Source organism: Amphritea japonica ATCC BAA-1530 (assembly GCF_016592435.1).
Taxonomy (GTDB): domain Bacteria; phylum Pseudomonadota; class Gammaproteobacteria; order Pseudomonadales; family Balneatricaceae; genus Amphritea; species Amphritea japonica.
Window position 1 is genome coordinate 848,600 of sequence record NZ_AP014545.1, and the last position, 17,106, is coordinate 865,705.

General features: G+C 47.1%; 12 protein-coding genes. 6 read left to right on the plus strand and 6 right to left on the minus strand.

Annotated features, from left to right (window positions below):
• Positions 1–90: 90 nt before the first annotated feature.
• The 4 genes from AMJAP_RS03905 to xseA all read right to left on the minus strand — a co-directional run bounded on the left by AMJAP_RS03905 (position 91) and on the right by xseA (position 3,790).
• Positions 91–852, minus strand: coding sequence for an alpha/beta fold hydrolase (locus AMJAP_RS03905; RefSeq protein ID WP_019622471.1), 762 nt, complete (start codon positions 850–852; stop codon positions 91–93).
• 77 nt (positions 853–929) lie between these two features.
• On the minus strand, positions 930–1,556 hold the full coding sequence (locus AMJAP_RS03910; RefSeq protein WP_019622472.1) for an FKBP-type peptidyl-prolyl cis-trans isomerase: 627 nt from the start codon (positions 1,554–1,556) through the stop codon (positions 930–932).
• Between the two features lie 50 nt (positions 1,557–1,606).
• A complete protein-coding gene (locus AMJAP_RS03915) occupies positions 1,607–2,437 on the minus strand; it encodes a M23 family metallopeptidase (protein WP_019622473.1) in 831 nt (276 codons plus the stop codon).
• Between the two features lie 9 nt (positions 2,438–2,446).
• Positions 2,447–3,790, minus strand: a complete 1,344-nt coding sequence (gene xseA / locus AMJAP_RS03920; RefSeq protein WP_019622474.1) for an exodeoxyribonuclease VII large subunit — start codon at positions 3,788–3,790, stop codon at positions 2,447–2,449.
• A 181-nt stretch (positions 3,791–3,971) separates the two neighbouring features.
• Between xseA and guaB the strand changes: the two genes are divergently transcribed.
• From guaB to tadA, 5 genes are all read left to right on the plus strand, one after another.
• Positions 3,972–5,441 (plus strand): IMP dehydrogenase, encoded by a 1,470-nt coding sequence (guaB, locus tag AMJAP_RS03925; RefSeq protein WP_019622475.1) that lies wholly within the window; start codon positions 3,972–3,974, stop codon positions 5,439–5,441.
• Positions 5,442–5,572: 131 nt separating this feature from the next.
• Positions 5,573–7,153 carry a glutamine-hydrolyzing GMP synthase gene (guaA, locus tag AMJAP_RS03930; RefSeq protein WP_019622476.1) on the plus strand — a complete coding sequence of 527 codons (1,581 nt, stop codon included), beginning with the start codon at positions 5,573–5,575 and terminating at the stop codon, positions 7,151–7,153.
• A gap of 468 nt (positions 7,154–7,621) precedes the next feature.
• Positions 7,622–8,599: an acyltransferase family protein gene (locus tag AMJAP_RS03935; RefSeq protein WP_019622477.1), complete on the plus strand. Its 978-nt coding sequence runs from the start codon at positions 7,622–7,624 to the stop codon at positions 8,597–8,599.
• A 45-nt stretch (positions 8,600–8,644) separates the two neighbouring features.
• A complete protein-coding gene (locus AMJAP_RS03940; protein WP_019622478.1) occupies positions 8,645–9,682 on the plus strand; it encodes an acyltransferase family protein in 1,038 nt (345 codons plus the stop codon).
• A 152-nt stretch (positions 9,683–9,834) separates the two neighbouring features.
• Positions 9,835–10,335 carry a tRNA adenosine(34) deaminase TadA gene (gene tadA / locus AMJAP_RS03945; protein ID WP_019622479.1) on the plus strand — a complete coding sequence of 167 codons (501 nt, stop codon included), beginning with the start codon at positions 9,835–9,837 and terminating at the stop codon, positions 10,333–10,335.
• Positions 10,336–10,380: 45 nt separating this feature from the next.
• Here tadA and AMJAP_RS03950 read toward each other — a convergent pair whose 3' ends face one another.
• Positions 10,381–11,373: a M14 family zinc carboxypeptidase gene (locus AMJAP_RS03950; protein ID WP_019622480.1), complete on the minus strand. Its 993-nt coding sequence runs from the start codon at positions 11,371–11,373 to the stop codon at positions 10,381–10,383.
• 115 nt (positions 11,374–11,488) lie between these two features.
• Entirely contained in the window at positions 11,489–12,994 is a 1,506-nt protein-coding gene (mltF, locus tag AMJAP_RS03955) for a membrane-bound lytic murein transglycosylase MltF (protein ID WP_019622481.1), read from the minus strand.
• Between the two features lie 113 nt (positions 12,995–13,107).
• Here mltF and purL point away from each other — a divergent pair, with 113 nt between their 5' ends.
• On the plus strand, positions 13,108–17,010 hold the full coding sequence (gene purL / locus AMJAP_RS03960; RefSeq protein ID WP_019622482.1) for a phosphoribosylformylglycinamidine synthase: 3,903 nt from the start codon (positions 13,108–13,110) through the stop codon (positions 17,008–17,010).
• Positions 17,011–17,106 lie beyond the last annotated feature (96 nt).

A 17,106-nucleotide genomic window follows, 5' to 3' on the forward strand; every position in this document is an offset into this window, starting at 1 on the left:
GTTACTAAGTTATCCTTGATTGACCAGGAAAGTGAACAGCGATCTATGGGAGAGTTAATTCAGGATGGCCTAGTGGTAGGTTCTCTCGCATTACTTCTGAAGGTAATTCAAAACCATTTTGGTAAAAACTGACGCTTTCTCGGCGTGTGGCCAGTGGCCTGCGCCCTGAATTAACCGGTAATCAGCTTTTGGAAATAGCGCTAGTATCGGGTTACGGTATTCGCTGGTGATGTAATCTGAATTTTCGCCTTTGATAAACAGAACCGGGTATTCAAATGCTGGGCCTGTTGGTGCTTTGCTGATTTCATCGTAGCAGGCTTCTAAAACGGGGAGATTCATCCGCCAGGCAAAAGTCTTTTCTTCGGTACGGTAGAGGTTGGTCAGCAGGAACTGTCTTACACTGAGCTCCTTTACATGCATACTTAGTTGCTTATCTGCGTCGCCTCTGGATTTTAGCTGGTTCAGGTCGACGGCGTTGAGGCCGGAAAATACTTCGTTGTGATGGTTAGGGTACTGAACCGGAGCAATATCAACGATGATCAGTTTGTCGACTCGCTGAGGATTGTTCAGCGCCAGTTGCATGGCGACTTTACCGCCCATGGAATGCCCTAAAATATGGGCGCGGTCCAGATCATGCTGATTCATCAGTTCGATGATGTTGTCGGCCATTAGCGGGTAGCTGGTCTGGTCTGTATGGGGTGAGCGGCCATGGTTAGGCAGGTCAACTGCATAGACTGTGAAATGTTCTGCCAGTGCTTTGATCTGTCCGCTCCAGTTTGACTGGGTTCCGAACAGACCATGCATGATGATCAGAGGGGCACCGTTGCCGGAGATCTGTACATTGAGTTGCATAATTACTCTCCATAAAAAAAGACCGGGGCGCAAGCGCTACCGGTCTTTATTCAATCATATCAAACCAGGTGCAGTGCTTACAGAATGTCCAGCAGCTCTACATCAAATACCAGCGTAGCGAAAGGAGGGATGCCACCAGGTGAACCCTGCTCTCCGTATGCCAAATGATAAGGTACAGTCAGTTTCCATTTAGCGCCTTTAGTCATTAGCTGCAACGCTTCTGTCCAGCCTGCGATTACGCCGCCAACAGGGAACTCAGCTGGCTGGCCGCGCTCGTAAGAGCTATCGAAAACTTTACCGTCCGGGAATGTACCGTGATAGTGCGTGCGTACAGTCGATTCAGCTGTTGGGCTTTCGCCGCCTTCTTCACCAGCTGTGATGATTTCGTATTGCAGACCAGAATCGGTAACAATTACTTCTTCACGTTGAGCGTTCTTTTCCAGGAACATCTCACCTTCAGCGGCAGCTTCTTTAGCCAGCTTTGCAGCTTGCTCCTGCATGCGTGCCTGGATCTCATTGAATGCAGCCTGGATCTTGTCGCCTTCGATGCTTAGTGCTTCGCCAGCGAAAGACTCTCTGATGCCAGTAACTACTGCTTCCAGCTCTACGCCTTCAAAGCTTTGAGTGGCCAGGTGATCGCCCATTTGACGGCCGATACCGTAGCTGGCGATCTGTTCATTTGTTTCATATTTAATTTCAGACATGATTACTCTGTCGATTCGGTTTTAAGAACGGCGAAGCCTACCATATTCAGCTAGTTTTTAACAAAAAGAAGCGGGTCTACTCGGGTGTTATTCAGACTAACACTCCAATGGAGGTGAGGGCCTGTTACCCGTCCAGTTTTGCCGATCGCGCCGATACGGTCGCCGGTATTGAGCTGGTCACCGATTTTTACATCAATTTTGCTCATATGGCAGTACATCGTTGTCAGCCCGAAACCATGATCAAGAATGACGGTGTTACCATTAAAGAAATACTCCCCTACGGCGACGACTTTGCCAGCAGAAGGGGCACTAATATCCCCGCCTTGTCCGCCGGCTATATCCAGACCACTATGGGGATTACGGGGCTGGTCATTGAAAAAACGTTTGAGCCCGAAGGGGCTGCTGAATCGCCCGCTTGCGGGCAGAACAAAGTCCAGACCATTAATCGCAGGTGAAGACCAGCTTTTGAACGCTGCGACCATCTCGTCCTTTTCCCGCTTATACCGTTCCAGATCCTGTTTGTTTGGGTTTACATGACGTTTGTTGGTGACTGTCAGTCTCTGCTCTTTGTAAGCTTTATCTTGTATACGAAAGGGAAAGCGCTGGCCATTGGCTTTCATGAGTTGCTCATCAGTCGCTTTGGCTGACAGCGGGATACCGATTACAGCGAGCCACGGGGATTGTTGTGCATATACTGTATCCTGACTCGACAGAACCATCACGCGATTACTGCGATACCAGGCTGAGGGAGCCGCCTCTGTGTTAAGACCGATAAGCGGAATCAAAGCGATGCCGCCGGGTACCCGGGATTCTTCCGGAAGCTCAAAAGCAAAGATGTTAATGCTGAAAATCAGACTGAATACTAAGCTGACGAAGCGCATGGGGTTTCCTTAGTCCATTATTATTTCTGTCACCCGGCTAACAAAGCGACCATTGCTTAGTCGGGTTTCAACACTGTCTTCGGACGAAAGCTGGGTAATATCTTGTACTACTTTGCCTTGCTGATCCTGAACAATAGCGTAACCCCTGTCGAGTGTTGCCAGCGGGCTGACGCTGTTAAGTGTTGCCGCCATACCAGACAGTCTGAGGCGGTTCTGTTTCAGAGCCGATTGGATCAGTGTGAGCATCCGTTGTTCTAACTCTGTTGTTCTCTGTTTAGCGGTTTCAATGCGAGAAGTCGGTATGCAGCGTATATAACGCTGTTGAATACTATTGAGACGTACGCGTTGTTGTAAGACGGAGGTTTTGACTGCTCTTTGCATTCGCAGTTCCAAATCATCCAACTTTTGTGCCTGCTCTTTTAATTTGTCGCCGGGATGGCGGAGCATGGCGCGCGTCCATTCTACTTTTTGTAAGCGCTGAGCCTGGCTTCGATGCCAGGCCTGTTCGAGTCGCTGCTGAAGCTGATTCAGGCGTTGTAGTATTTGCTGCTGGTCTGGGCTGAGAAGTTCTGCAGCTGCAGAGGGTGTAGCTGCTCTCAGGTCGGCGACAAAATCGGCGATAGATACATCGACTTCATGGCCGACAGCGCTGATGATAGGAATTTCACTGTTATAGATGCTCTGGGCGACTATCTCTTCGTTAAAAGGCCATAAATCTTCCAGAGAACCGCCACCACGACCGACAATCAAAACGTCGCAGCGACCATCTTCATTGGCCAGACGAATCGCATCAGCAATCTGTCCGGCGGCTTCAGTACCTTGCACAGCAGTAGGGAATAACGTAACGGGCAGTGAGGGAAATCGTCGTTTCAAAACGGTTAGAATATCGTGGACTGCGGCACCGGTGGCGGATGTAATAATGCCAAGGTGCCGGGGTGTATCTGGAATAGTTTTTTTGACGGCAGAGTCAAACAGACCTTGCTGCTGGAGCTTGTATTTCAGTGCTTCGTAGGCTTTTTGAAGGGAGCCAACGCCACCGTCTTCCATGAAGTCACAGATCAGCTGATAATCACCCCTCCCGGGGTAGAGACTTACTTTGGCCCGGACGATGACCTGGTCACCATTTTTGGGTTGGTATTTCAGGTATTGGTTACGATTGCGAAACATGGCGCAGCGTACCTGGGCATCACGGTCTTTCAGGGTGAAGTACCAGTGTCCAGAACTGGGGCGGACGACATTCGATAGCTCACCTTCTACATGAATGGTGAGAAAAGAACTTTCTAACAGTGATTTAACCTGTCGATTAAGTTCACTGACGCTAAGTGCTTTATTGTCCGGTCTGTGAACGGCCATGTTTTGGGGCTTTGAGTAGGATTGCATAGAGAGCATATTAAACTAACCGATCATCGCTTTGTAACCTGCGCCAGGCATAATTTAGAAAATGATTAAACTTGTGCATTTTGATTGTCGATAGTTCGACAAAAGGCTATAATCCCGCGTCTTATTTTTTTAGACATTACAGGCAGTCTCACACATGTTACGAATCGCTGAAGAAGCCCTTACTTTTGACGATGTTCTACTGGTTCCCGGTTACTCCGAGGTCTTACCTAAAGACGTATCGCTGAAGACACGCCTGACTAAAGGCATCGAGTTAAACATCCCTCTGGTCTCCGCTGCAATGGATACGGTTACTGAATCCGGCCTGGCTATCGCTATGGCTCAGGAAGGTGGTATCGGTATTATCCACAAGAATCTGACCATCGAGCAGCAGGCTGAGCAGGTTCGCCTGGTGAAGAAGTATGAAGCCGGCGTTGTCAGTGATCCAGTTACCTGCAGTCCTGATATGTCAGTAGGTGAATTGAACGCCCTGTCGACACGCCTTGGCTTTTCGGGTTTTCCTGTGATTGATAATGGTGACCTGGTGGGTATTGTGACCGGCCGAGATGCACGTTTCGAGAAGAAACTTGATGCGTCAGTTGCCTCTATCATGACCCCTAAAGAACGCCTGGTGACAGTCGTTGAAGGTGCTGATCCTGATGATGTGCGTAATCTTCTGCGTAAACACCGTATAGAGAAGATTCTGGTCGTTGATGATGCGTTTCGTCTGCGTGGTATGATGACCGTAAAAGATATGAACAAAGCTTCGACTCATCCTATCGCGGCCAAAGACAGTAAAGGTCAGCTGCTGGTTGGAGCCGCCGTTGGTACCGGTGCTGAAACGGCAGAACGTGTTGATGCCCTGGTTAAAGCCGGTGTCGATGTGATTATTGTTGATACCGCTCACGGCCATTCGAAAGGTGTTATCGATCGTGTTGCCTGGGTGAAATCAACCTACCCTGATGTACAGGTTATTGGTGGTAATATTGCTACTGCGGATGCAGCGATTGCGCTGGCTGAAGCCGGTGCTGATGGTGTTAAAGTCGGTATTGGTCCGGGTTCTATCTGTACTACCCGTATCGTTGCTGGTGTTGGTGTGCCACAAATTAGTGCTGTTGCAAATGTTGCAACGGCTTTGGAAAAATATGGTGTGCCTTGTATCGCTGATGGTGGTGTACGTTTTTCCGGAGACCTGTCGAAAGCAATTGTTGCCGGTGCTTCAGCGGTTATGATTGGCTCAATGCTGGCGGGTACCGATGAGGCGCCGGGCGAAGTTGAACTATTCCAGGGCCGTGCGTATAAGTCTTATCGTGGTATGGGGTCTCTGGGTGCGATGGCCCAAAGTTCTGGTTCATCTGACCGTTACTTCCAGGATGCCTCTCAGGGTGCCGAGAAGTTGGTGCCGGAAGGTATTGAAGGTCGTGTTGCCTGTAAAGGGCCGATGGCTGGTGTTGTTCATCAGTTAGTTGGTGGCCTGCGTTCCTCAATGGGTTATACCGGTAGCGCAGATATAACGACTATGCGTACCGTGCCTGAATTTGTTCGCATCACGAGTGCGGGAATGGCAGAAAGCCATGTGCATGATGTCAGCATTACAAAAGAAGCGCCTAACTATCGCGTTGGGTAATTGCTGCTTAATAGATAAAACAGGTGGGATGGCTTCGGCCCTTCCACTTTTTCTTTTTTAACACGCTGCTAAAACAGCCGATCGCCAGGAAAGCCTGAACGGGTATTGGCGATGATTTCGGAGTCATCGAAATGTCACAAGATATTCATGCTCAACGAATTCTGATTTTGGATTTCGGTTCTCAATATACTCAACTGATTGCGCGTCGTGTACGTGAGATCGGAGTGTACTGTGAGATACACCCATGGGATATGGAAGAATCAGCGATACGCGAATTCAATCCTAAGGGTATTGTTCTGGCGGGCGGGCCTGAGTCCGTTACCGAAGGCGACTCTCCTCGCGCACCTGAGGTTGTGTTTGATTTAGGTATTCCGTTGCTGGGTATCTGTTACGGCATGCAGACGATGGCCGAACAGTTGGGCGGTAGCGTTGTCAGCTCTGATCTGCGTGAATTTGGTTATGCGAAGGTACGTTTGGAAGATAGTCCAAGCCGCTTATTAGAAGGGATTGAAGACCATATCGCGAACAATGGCTCTCTGTTGCTAGATGTTTGGATGAGTCATGGTGATAAGGTTGGTACGCTACCTGAAGGGTTTAGTGTTATTGCCAGTACCGAAAGTGCACCGGTTGCTGCGATGTGTGACCCGGTTAAGAACTACTACGGTGTGCAGTTCCACCCAGAAGTAACTCATACGAAGCAGGGCGGTCGAATTTTATCCCGTTTTGTTTTGGAAATCTGTGAGTGTGAAGCGCTGTGGAATCCTGCCAATATTATTACTGACCTGATTGAGAAAGTACGTAGCCAGGTCGGAGATCAGAAAGTATTGCTGGGCCTGTCCGGTGGTGTTGACTCATCAGTAGTTGCTGCGTTGTTGCATAAAGCGATTGGTAGCCAGTTAACCTGCGTCTTTGTTGATAACGGGCTGTTGCGAAAGAATGAAGGCGATCAGGTTATGGACATGTTCGCTAAGAACATGGGTGTAACTGTGATCCGTTCCGAGTCTGAGGAGCTGTTCCTGGGACGGCTGCTGGGTGAAAGTGACCCGGAAGCAAAGCGTAAAATTATCGGTAACACCTTTATCGAAGTGTTCGATGAAGAAGCGACGAAGCTTAAGGATGTTAACTTCCTGGCGCAGGGAACTATCTATCCTGACGTTATTGAATCGGCTGCAGCTAAAACGGGTAAGGCACACGTAATCAAATCTCACCATAACGTTGGCGGTTTGCCAGACGATATGAAGATGGATCTGGTAGAGCCACTGCGCGAACTGTTTAAAGATGAAGTACGTAAAATAGGTCTGGAACTGGGTCTGCCATATGACATGGTGTATCGTCATCCATTCCCGGGTCCAGGTCTGGGCGTGCGTATTCTGGGTGAAGTGAAGAAGGCCTATGCTGATATATTGCGTGAAGCGGATGCGATCTTCTTAGAAGAATTACATCGTGCCGATTGGTATCATAAAACCAGCCAGTCTTTCGCTGTATTCCTGCCGGTTAAATCGGTAGGTGTGGTGGGTGACGGTCGTCGCTACGAATATGTTATTGCACTGCGTGCAGTTGAAACGATCGATTTTATGACCGCTCGCTGGGCTCACCTGCCATACGAGCTGCTGGAAACAGTATCTGGCCGTATTATTAATGAGATTCCTCAGGTTTCCCGGGTAACTTATGACGTGAGTTCTAAGCCGCCAGCAACGATTGAGTGGGAATAAATACGTAGATTAAAATCGATAAAGCCCGCTTCTGCGGGCTTTTTGTTATATTGAGACTTATGACTAAATAAGGTGATATGGTTCTACCTACTCAATCAAATCGATGACTAGATTGGCAAGTAAGTACATACTAAATTGTCACGATTTTATACTCTCTAAATTTGAGTTTTTTCGCGAGGTGATGGTAGGGCATGATTGAGAAAGATTGGAGTGCATGAAAAATCTTTATGCGAATAGTAATAATAAGTGCTGTTCGATAATGGTATAGAAGTTCGCTGAAATAGAAAGTCAGGGCGCGGTTTTGATGAAGAATGAAACTGAAACGGGATAACTCGAAGTGCAGATGATTGAAGAAGAAAAACTTGAACATCTAAAAACGTTTAGGAGTATTAAGTTAATGTGCAAGGGATCTGGTTTTATGGTTCGAGTGTTTAAAGGCATTTTAGCAGAAGGTAGGAAGTAGAGGACGTGATTGAAAACCTTCAGGTGCTTAGGGCATTCGCCGCAATTAATGTCGTTTTTTTTCACATAATAGGCACAGCACAAAGCTATGGTAAACCGACACATTTTTTTAGCGCATTAGAAGGCTGGGGCGCAAATGGAGTAGATGTTTTTTTTGTAATATCGGGATTTATGATGTTACACACACAGATGAAAAGAAAGCGAAGTGTGGGAGCGTTTTATAAATCTCGCCTAATTCGAATTCTTCCTGCGTACTGGTTACTTACAACTGTAGTGATAATAGCGTTCCTTGTCGCCCCAAATGCTTTTAGAGAGTTAGTAGTATCAGCTGAAAGGGCTTTGGCGTCTTACTTATTCGTTTCCAGTCTATTTACTGGGGAGACTCCAATTGTTTTGGTAGGGTGGACGTTAGAGTGGGAAATGCTTTTTTATGCTGTGTTTGGGGCGGCTCTGTTATTTGATACTTGGAAGAAAATGTATTTTTTTGTGTTCCTTTTGCTAGGGCTTGTTTCTTTTGCTTCCTCTCAACTGATAGTTTTTGAGTTTTTTGCTGGGATGTTAGTTGCGTATATATTCAACAATAAAGCGTTAGGTACTAGTTTCGGCGTGTTGTGTTTACTTGTAGGAGCGATGTTGCTGCTCTTAACATTAAATCAAAATATTAGGCAGCTTGAATTAGTGAGAGAATTGGTTTGGGGGGTGCCTTCTTTTTTAATCGTGCTAGGTGCGGTGCATGCGAAACAGGTTTTTCATCCTGTTGTTCGTTATTTAGGAGATGCTTCTTACAGTATCTATCTGGTACAGATACTCGCTCTTCCAGTGTTCTATAAGTTGGCGAGTGTCATTAATTTTGATATTAATAATGATATATTATCTTTGATGTGTCTTGTCGGCAGTGTTCTTGCTGGTATAGGTATGTACGCATTTTTTGAGAAGCCTGCTACTAATTTTCTTAGCCGAAAATTTGTAGCATATTCTAAATGAATGGCTCGCTTCGCTCCTTTAAACGAAAAAACTGAACGTTGAGAAATGAATAAAATAAATTGCTTTGACGAAGTGCGTTTTCTTTTGGCTTTTATAGTATTGATTGCACATACTTCTGTCCTGGCAAGTGCCGAGCAGCTGGACTGGATAACTCAATACTTTGACTCTGGTTTTGCGGTGAAAGGCTTTTTTGCAATTAGCGGTTATTTGGTTACGAAGAGCTATTTTTCAAGTGCTAATTGGTTGGAGTATCTAGAGAAAAGAGTTAGAAGAATTTACCCTGCATATGTAGCAGTTATTATCTACTGCCTTGTTGTTGGTGCTATCACTAGTACTATGCAAATAGATGAGTTTATGACGAGCCTCGAAAGTGTCAAATATGCTGTATCTAATCTCATGTTTCTAAATTTTCTACAACCCTCGTTACCAGGTGCATTGCTAGATAATAAAATGCAGGCATTGAATGGCTCACTATGGACAATTAAAGTTGAAGTGATGCTGTATTTTATAGTGCCAATTTTATGCTTTATGTATGTTCGCTTAGGTAAAGCACAGGGCTTCATAATAGCGCTAGTTGTTGGAATTGCTTGGTTTGTGTTTTTTTCCGATTATTTTGACCATCCGATGAGCTCTGTTTTAGTAAACCAATTTCCGGGACAGCTTCCTTATTTCGCATTGGGTAGTGTGCTGGGGTTTGTCAAATTTAGACCATTTCATGTGTTTGCGATTCTTGTGTTTTCGTTGATTTATTACGCGGGCTTTAAGTCACAGCTAGATAGCCGCAGTTCTGAAATTATCAATATGATTGTGTACCCTTTGTTTGTAGTTGCAATTGCAAATACGAGTTTGCTTGCCGTTGGTGTTGGGAAATTTGGTGATTTATCTTATGGTATCTATCTTTATCATTTTCCTACTATTCAGTTGCTTGAACATCTAGGGCTTTATGACAGGAACCCTTATATTGGTTTGTTGTGTAGTATCGTATTGACTGTACTAATGGCGTTTCTGTCATGGCACGTAATAGAAAAAAGGTATCTTAAGCGCACTTCGCACTATGTTAAAGCAGTTGGCGCGCCAGGCTAGATAACGATTCCTTGCCGAGTAGCGTGTAAGTAAGGATAGCTTCGATACTGGGTTTACAGTATGAATCAGTGTTGAGGAGGTTATATGAAATATATACGTAGTTTAAAATTGAAAAAGCCTGCTTCTGTGGGCTTTTTGTTATATTGAGACTTATGACGAAAGAAGATGATGTTCGGTGGATGGAGCATGCGCTCAAGCTGGCACAGCAAGCAGCAGATGCTGATGAGGTGCCAGTGGGGGCTGTTGTAGTGCTGGATGATCAGGTGGTTGGTGAAGGCTTTAATAGACCGATCTCGGGTCATGATCCTACTGCCCATGCTGAGATTATGGCATTGCGTGATGCGGCTGGTCGATTGGGAAATTACCGTCTTAGTGGCGCCACGCTTTATGTCACCATTGAGCCCTGTGCTATGTGTGCCGGGGCCATTGTGCATGCCCGGATAGATCGGGTGGTGTTCGGTGCATCTGAGCCAAAGGCTGGTGTGGTGATAAGTAATGTGCAGTTGTTTGATCAGCGCTGGCTGAATCACTGGCCAGATTATGAGGCTGGAGTTTTGGCTGAACAATGCAGTGGTGTGATGAGTGCTTTTTTTCGTCGTCGTCGTGCTGAAAAGAAAGCCATAAGAAAAGCTGAAAAACCTTCATTAGGGTAGTTTTAAAACGAACCGTGATAGGTTGAGTCTATTTCCATTTATCTGTTATAGGGCGGAGTTAGCTTCCTGACTCGCCTCTTTTCGCGCCAGCAAAGTTCCATCTCCTTCGGTGCGTAATTTAATCCAGCGGTTCAGATCGGCCCACATTCGGTCAATATCTTTGCGTTCAGGCATTATCCCAGCATGTTTGAGTTCTATGGTCATCACCGGTATCTGTTTTACAAACCAGCCGTAATTACCGAGAGATCCAGGGTAGGTGCCCAGTTGTTTAAGGTGTAAAGGTCCAAGCTTTCGGGGTGGCGTGATGGTGCCGTCGTAATCCAGAATGCCGTGTGGGGCGTGAACCGAGACGATGATATCAGGATTGAATTCTTCTATAAGTTGATGGATTGCTTGTGTTTCAGGTTCGCTTAAAGGGCTTGTTCCCGGGTAGTATCGAGCCCTTTTTCTTGCATAAGTTTGCCAGTGCTTTAACGGATCGACTGATGTCTCAGCGGGTCTGAAATTACGATTGAGGTCTACCTTGTGGGCATTAACCCGGGTAGATTTTTTTTGTAGTAGACCGTCGGGGTTGGCGAGAGGCATAAAGTGCCAGTCATAATCACCGTTATGGCTTTCCCTGAGTTTTTCCAGCCATTTAAATGAGACGCTGACACTGGAATACTCATCGCCATGGATGCCGCCGAGATAAAGAATACGGGGTGCCTTTTTTAGTTCAGGATTTGCGGGGAAGTGCTTTTCCAGTAGGGGCAGCTGCCGATTGGAATAAAATCGGGGAGGGGAGAAGTTGGCTGTCAGACAGTCTTTGGTTGAAACGCTGCTGAGTTTATTGCCGATCTGATTGCAGATGGCCTTAATGTCTTTGTGCAATGGGGCAGGCTGGTTGTGTTTAACCTCTGATGCATAATAGCTGAGAGGGTCATCGGGTTCTGCCTGACAGATTGTCGTTATGCAGAGGCATAATACGACAGTGAAAGTGTTTAGAAATCGTGGAAACATCAGGGAGAGTTTACTCAGCTGAATAATATAGATCTGCATTGTAAATTGCTTTTGCTGATATGTGGAGATATGAAGTGATAATTAATATCAATCAAAGGGGTTCTTGTCTTTGATAGTTGTACTATTTAGGTCGAAAAGAAGTTATTCGCGACTTTTAAAGGGTAGAAGGAATGGTTTCGACAACATCCTTAACCGCGCTGTCAGTGCTGCCACCTGACATGAATATCTCACCTTCGTTCTCGGCGGGCTTCAGTGGAGGCTTCGCGGCTTCGATTCGAGCCTTTTGGAGCTCCCAGTCCAGCAGATCAAAGTAGTTGCGAATATTCTTAACGTACAGCACTGGTTCATAACCGCGGGCATAGCCATGACGTACAGTGGAGTAATATTTTCGTTGGGTCAGTAGTGGGAGGAACTGTTTTACATCCTCCCATAAGTCAGGATTCTTACCTGCTCTGGAAGTTAGAATCCGGGCGTCTTCAAGATGCCCGTAGCCTACATTGTATGAAGCAAGTGAAAACCACAGGCGGTTCTCACCCTCAATTCGTTTAGGGATCTTGCTCATAACTTTTTCCAGATAGCGCGCGCCACCCAGAACGCTTTGGATCGGGTCAGTCCGGTCTTTTACGTCTACCTCTTTAGCTGCTGCCTGGGTGAGCATCATTATCCCTTTAACGCCGGTGGGGGAGACCGCATCCGGTTTCCAGTGTGATTCCTGGTAGCCGATTGAGGCGAGCAGGCGCCAGTCGATACCGGTTTCTTGCTCGGCCATCATGAAATACTGCTCTAGCTTACAGAAACGGGTTTTAAGGTCTTTACGAAAGGTTTGGATATCGACATAACCTAAGCGAGTCTGTCGGGTAAGGTACTTCTTTTTCAAAGTAACTAAGAGTTCTTGTGTGCTGGGCCGTGCAAAAAAACGGCGGAGCGCCCGTTGAAGACTCTGATCATTCTGTTTAACCAAAATCCAGGCTACGGGCTCAGGTTTGCTGAGAACAATCGATTTCTTCAGGCCAGGAAAGTAGGATTTCTGCGCGTCGAATACCAGATCATCACTAATGGTGTAATCAAGCTTTTGTTCGTACACTTCTTCTAACAGTTCAGTCACGCTACTGTTTGAGGTTTCCTGCCACTTAAGGAAGTCATGCTGCTGCTGAAGTGTCTTGAGTAGTTCGCTATGGCTGCTATTTGCGATGATCTTAACGGTTTTTCCCTTGAGATTACTCAGAGTTTTGGGAGCCGGCTTGCCTTGGGTTACCCGATAAATAAGTGTAGGTGTGGAGTAAGCGTAAGCGGGCGAGAAGCGGAAGTTCTTTTTTCGTGCCTCGGTAATACTTAAACCAGCGGCACCTATGTGGGCACTGCGATTTTTTATCAGGGTGAATATCTCACCAAAGGAGTCAGGGACGATGAGCTCAAGCTCAACCCCCAGATAGTCGGCAAAGGCTTTGGCGAGTTCGTATTCGAAGCCTGTGGGTTGACCGTTGTTATCCTGATAATAGGTCGTTGAAGTGTTGCGGGTGGCTACACGGAGTACGCCTGTCTTTTGAATTGCGTCTAATTGAGTACGCTGGCTTTCGCTAAAAAGCAGTAACGCAGCGAACAAAGACACTGTGATCAATAGGAAAAGTAGCTCTTTAACGTGAAATATATTTATTCGCATAAGAAAATGGGGCTTTTTCTGGTAACTAATCCGCTATTTCAGTAAAATTCGGCCTTACTTTTCTCCTACATAACACCTATCTGTTAGGCATACTCAAGAGGCTTGAAACTAACATGCTGGTACTGCGTGGAGCGCCTGCTCTTTCTGCTTTTCGTCACGATAAGCTGCTGTCTGTCCTGAAATCACGAATTGCCCATGTTACAGGGGTTTACGGTGAGTTCATGCACTTCGCTGACCTGGAGACTAGTCTGTCTGACCAGGAACAGATCACGTTGGAGCGTATTCTTTGTTACGGTCCTAACGCTAAAGTGGAAGAGCCTTCAGGTCAATTGATTTTAGTCGTACCGCGTCCGGGTACGATCTCTCCCTGGTCTTCGAAAGCGACTGATATAGCCCGGAACTGCGGCTTACAGAGCATTAAGCGACTGGAACGCGGGACTGCCTATTTTGTGCAGTCTTCTCAGGCACTGACTGATGATGAGCTGGAGCTGTTAAAAGCTGAGTTACATGATCGAATGGTTGAAACTGTGCTGAGCGCTATCGATAGCGCATCACAACTGTTCCGTGAAGATCAGCCCGCACCGTTAACGCTGATTGATATTCTTGCGGGTGGACGTGAGGCGTTGGTCGAAGCAAATACGGCACTGGGCATGGCATTAGCCGATGATGAGATTGATTATCTGGTAGACAGTTTTATTGCACTGGGTCGTAATCCTGCTGATGTCGAGTTGATGATGTTTGCTCAGGCAAACTCAGAGCATTGCCGCCATAAGATCTTTAACGCGTCATGGGATATTGATGGTGAGGCACAGGATAAATCCCTGTTTGCCATGATTCGTAATACTAATGAGTTGGGCGGCGAGAATATTCTGTCAGCGTACTCCGACAATGCCGCCGTTATGGTGGGGTCAGAAGCGGGGCGTTTCTACCCTAACCCTGCGACTAAAGAGTATGGCTATAACCAGGAAAGCATCGAAATCCTGATTAAGGTTGAAACCCATAACCACCCAACTGCGATTGCGCCTCATTCGGGTGCTGCAACCGGTTCAGGCGGCGAAATTCGTGATGAGGGAGCAACCGGTAAAGGGTCTAAGCCAAAGGCTGGTCTGACTGGTTTTACTGTTTCTGATCTGAATATCCCTGGCTTTAGTCAGCCTTGGGAGTCGGATTATGGTAAGCCAGAACGGATTGTTTCTGCCTTGGATATTATGCTGGAAGGCCCAATAGGTGGCGCAGCATTTAACAATGAATTTGGTCGCCCGGCGCTGAACGGTTATTTCCGTACCTTTGAACAGAAGGTTAATGGCGCTGCCGGTGAAGAGATGCGCGGTTACCACAAGCCGATTATGATTGCGGGCGGTTACGGTAATATCAAAACTGACCATGTGGATAAGGGGCAGATATCTGCTGGCGCAAAACTAATTTGTCTGGGTGGGCCTGCTATGCAGATCGGTCTGGGTGGTGGTGCAGCGTCTTCTATGTCATCTGGTACGTCCTCTGCTGATCTTGATTTTGCTTCTGTCCAGCGGGATAACCCTGAACTGGAACGTCGTTGTCAGGAAGTGATCGATCAGTGTTGGCAACAGGGTGATGCGAACCCTATCGCTTTCATTCATGATGTTGGCGCTGGCGGTTTATCAAACGCCTTCCCTGAGCTGGTTAAAGATGGCGGTTGCGGCGGTGATTTTGAACTGCGCAATGTGAATAACGATGAGCCAGGTATGTCTCCATTGGCGATCTGGTGTAACGAAGCTCAGGAGCGGTATGTTCTCGCGGTAGATCCTGAAAATATGGAGCGCTTCGAAGCTATCTGCGCCCGTGAGCGTTGTCCCTACGCTGTTGTGGGTACTGCGATTGAAGAGGAGCATCTGACGCTGGGTGATACTCATTTCCAGAATAAACCGGTCGATCTGCCGATGAGTGTGCTGTTTGGTAAGCCGCCAAAGATGCATCGTTCAGTTGAAAGAATTAGCTATGAAGTGTCGGCATTTGATGCTGCTGCTGTTGATCTTAAAGAGGCCGCTGAGCGGGTGCTTAAGTTGCCTGCTGTTGCTTCAAAATCTTTCCTTATTACCATTGGTGATCGTTCTATTACCGGCCAGGTTGCCCGTGATCAGATGGTTGGTCCCTGGCAGGTTCCAGTTGCTAACTGTGCTGTGACTACGGCTTCATTTGATACTTATGCAGGTGAGGCGATGGCAATGGGTGAGCGTACCCCGTTGGCCTTGGTTGACTCTCCGGCTTCTGGTCGTATGGCGGTGGGTGAAACGGTAACTAATCTGGCTGGCGTACAGATTAACGACATTATCGATATCAAGCTGTCGGCTAACTGGATGTGTGCTGCAGGTCACCCTGGCGAAGATGAGAAGCTCTATGAAACAGTTAAAGCTGTCGGTATGGAGCTTTGTCCTGAGCTAGGAATCACCATCCCCGTCGGTAAAGACTCTATGTCGATGCGTACGGTCTGGAAGGATAACGGTGAGGATAAATCTGTCACCGCGCCTACCTCGCTGATTATCACCGGCTTTGCTCCCGTAACGGATGTACGTAAGACTCTGACACCTCAGCTGCGTACTGACCAGGGTGAAACAGACCTGATCTTATTGGATCTGGGTAATGGTAAGAATCGTTTGGGTTTGTCAGCATTAGCTCAGGTGTACAACAAAGTAGGCCGTGATGTGCCAGATGTTGATGAGGGAGGTCAGCTGGTGGCTTTCTTTGGAGCAATTCAGGAGTTGAATAAACAGGGGTTGTTGTTGGCGTACCATGACCGTTCAGATGGTGGTTTATTTACTACTATTGCTGAGATGGCCTTTGCCGGGCATGCGGGTGTTGATATTAATCTGGATATGCTGGCGGCTGATAGCTCTGAATTTACGGCAGCGTTGTTTGCTGAAGAGCTGGGGGCGGTGGTTCAGGTTAAACGGGATGACTTGCAAAAAGTACTGACTGAACTGAATGCTGCGGGCCTGGGTGAGATTACAAAAGTTATCGGCTCTCTGAATCTGGATGATGAACTACGGATTCATTTCGATGATGAGGAGATCTATGTTGAGTCACGTATCCAGCTACAGCGCTGGTGGGCCGAAACCTCGTACCGTATGCAGGCGCTTCGCGATAACTCTGAATGTGCTCAGCAGGAGTTTGATACTCTGTTGGAGAAAGAAGATCCGGGCCTGAATGTTGAATTGAGCTTCGATCAGAATGATAACCTTGCCGCGGCATTGATTGAATCAGGTGTACGTCCTGAAGTAGCAATTATTCGTGAACAGGGAGTAAACGGTCAGATCGAAATGGGAGCGGCTTTTGATCGCGCTGGTTTTGCTGCGGTTGATGTTCACATGAGTGATATTCTGGAAGGCCGGGTTGAGCTGGATCGTTTCAAAGGGTTAGTTGCCTGTGGCGGTTTCTCATACGGTGATGTGCTGGGTGCGGGAGAAGGTTGGGCTAAATCAATTCTGTTTAACGCCAGAGCCCGTAATCAGTTTGAGGCTTTCTTTAAGCGTGAAGATACCTTTGCACTGGGCATCTGTAACGGCTGTCAGATGCTATCTAATTTGCATGAGTTGATTCCTGGTGCTGAGCATTGGCCGCACTTTGTGCGTAACATGTCTGAGCAGTTTGAAGCGCGTGTTGCGATGGTTGAAGTTCAGGAAAGTAACTCTGTATTCCTTCAGGGCATGGCCGGTTCTCGTATGCCAATCGCTGTCGCGCATGGTGAGGGTCGAGCTGAGTTTTCTACTCCGTCTCAGCTAAGTCATTTGGAAGAGTCCGGGGCTGTTGCTCTACGCTATGTAGATAACTATGGCAAAGTTACAGAAACCTATCCAGCTAACCCGAATGGCTCACCAGATGGGATTACGGGTATCGCATCAGCCGATGGTCGGGTAACGCTGATGATGCCTCATCCTGAGCGGGTTTTCCGTGCGGTAACCAATAGTTGGGCGCCTGATCACTGGGATGAGGATGGTGCCTGGATGCGGATGTTCCGTAATGCCCGTGTTTGGGTGGGATAATAATCCAAGCAATAAAAAAGCGCCTTCGGGCGCTTTTTTTGCTTTTTAAGAACCGTTACTTCGTTGTCACAATAAAGTGTGGCTTGCTCTTTGCTC

What these genes read in the sequence shown, in the direction of transcription:
- purL (WP_019622482.1), top strand. Translation starts at nt 13,108, where the DNA reads ATGCTGGTACTGCGTGGAGCGCCTGCTCTTTCTGCTTTTCGTCACGAT.
- mltF (WP_019622481.1), bottom strand. Translation starts at nt 12,994, where the DNA reads ATGCGAATAAATATATTTCACGTTAAAGAGCTACTTTTCCTATTGATC.
- AMJAP_RS03910 (WP_019622472.1), bottom strand. Translation starts at nt 1,556, where the DNA reads ATGTCTGAAATTAAATATGAAACAAATGAACAGATCGCCAGCTACGGT.
- guaA (WP_019622476.1), top strand. Translation starts at nt 5,573, where the DNA reads ATGTCACAAGATATTCATGCTCAACGAATTCTGATTTTGGATTTCGGT.
- AMJAP_RS03940 (WP_019622478.1), top strand. Translation starts at nt 8,645, where the DNA reads ATGAATAAAATAAATTGCTTTGACGAAGTGCGTTTTCTTTTGGCTTTT.
- AMJAP_RS03905 (WP_019622471.1), bottom strand. Translation starts at nt 852, where the DNA reads ATGCAACTCAATGTACAGATCTCCGGCAACGGTGCCCCTCTGATCATC.
- xseA (WP_019622474.1), bottom strand. Translation starts at nt 3,790, where the DNA reads ATGGCCGTTCACAGACCGGACAATAAAGCACTTAGCGTCAGTGAACTT.
- tadA (WP_019622479.1), top strand. Translation starts at nt 9,835, where the DNA reads ATGACGAAAGAAGATGATGTTCGGTGGATGGAGCATGCGCTCAAGCTG.
- AMJAP_RS03950 (WP_019622480.1), bottom strand. Translation starts at nt 11,373, where the DNA reads ATGCAGATCTATATTATTCAGCTGAGTAAACTCTCCCTGATGTTTCCA.
- AMJAP_RS03915 (WP_019622473.1), bottom strand. Translation starts at nt 2,437, where the DNA reads ATGCGCTTCGTCAGCTTAGTATTCAGTCTGATTTTCAGCATTAACATC.
- guaB (WP_019622475.1), top strand. Translation starts at nt 3,972, where the DNA reads ATGTTACGAATCGCTGAAGAAGCCCTTACTTTTGACGATGTTCTACTG.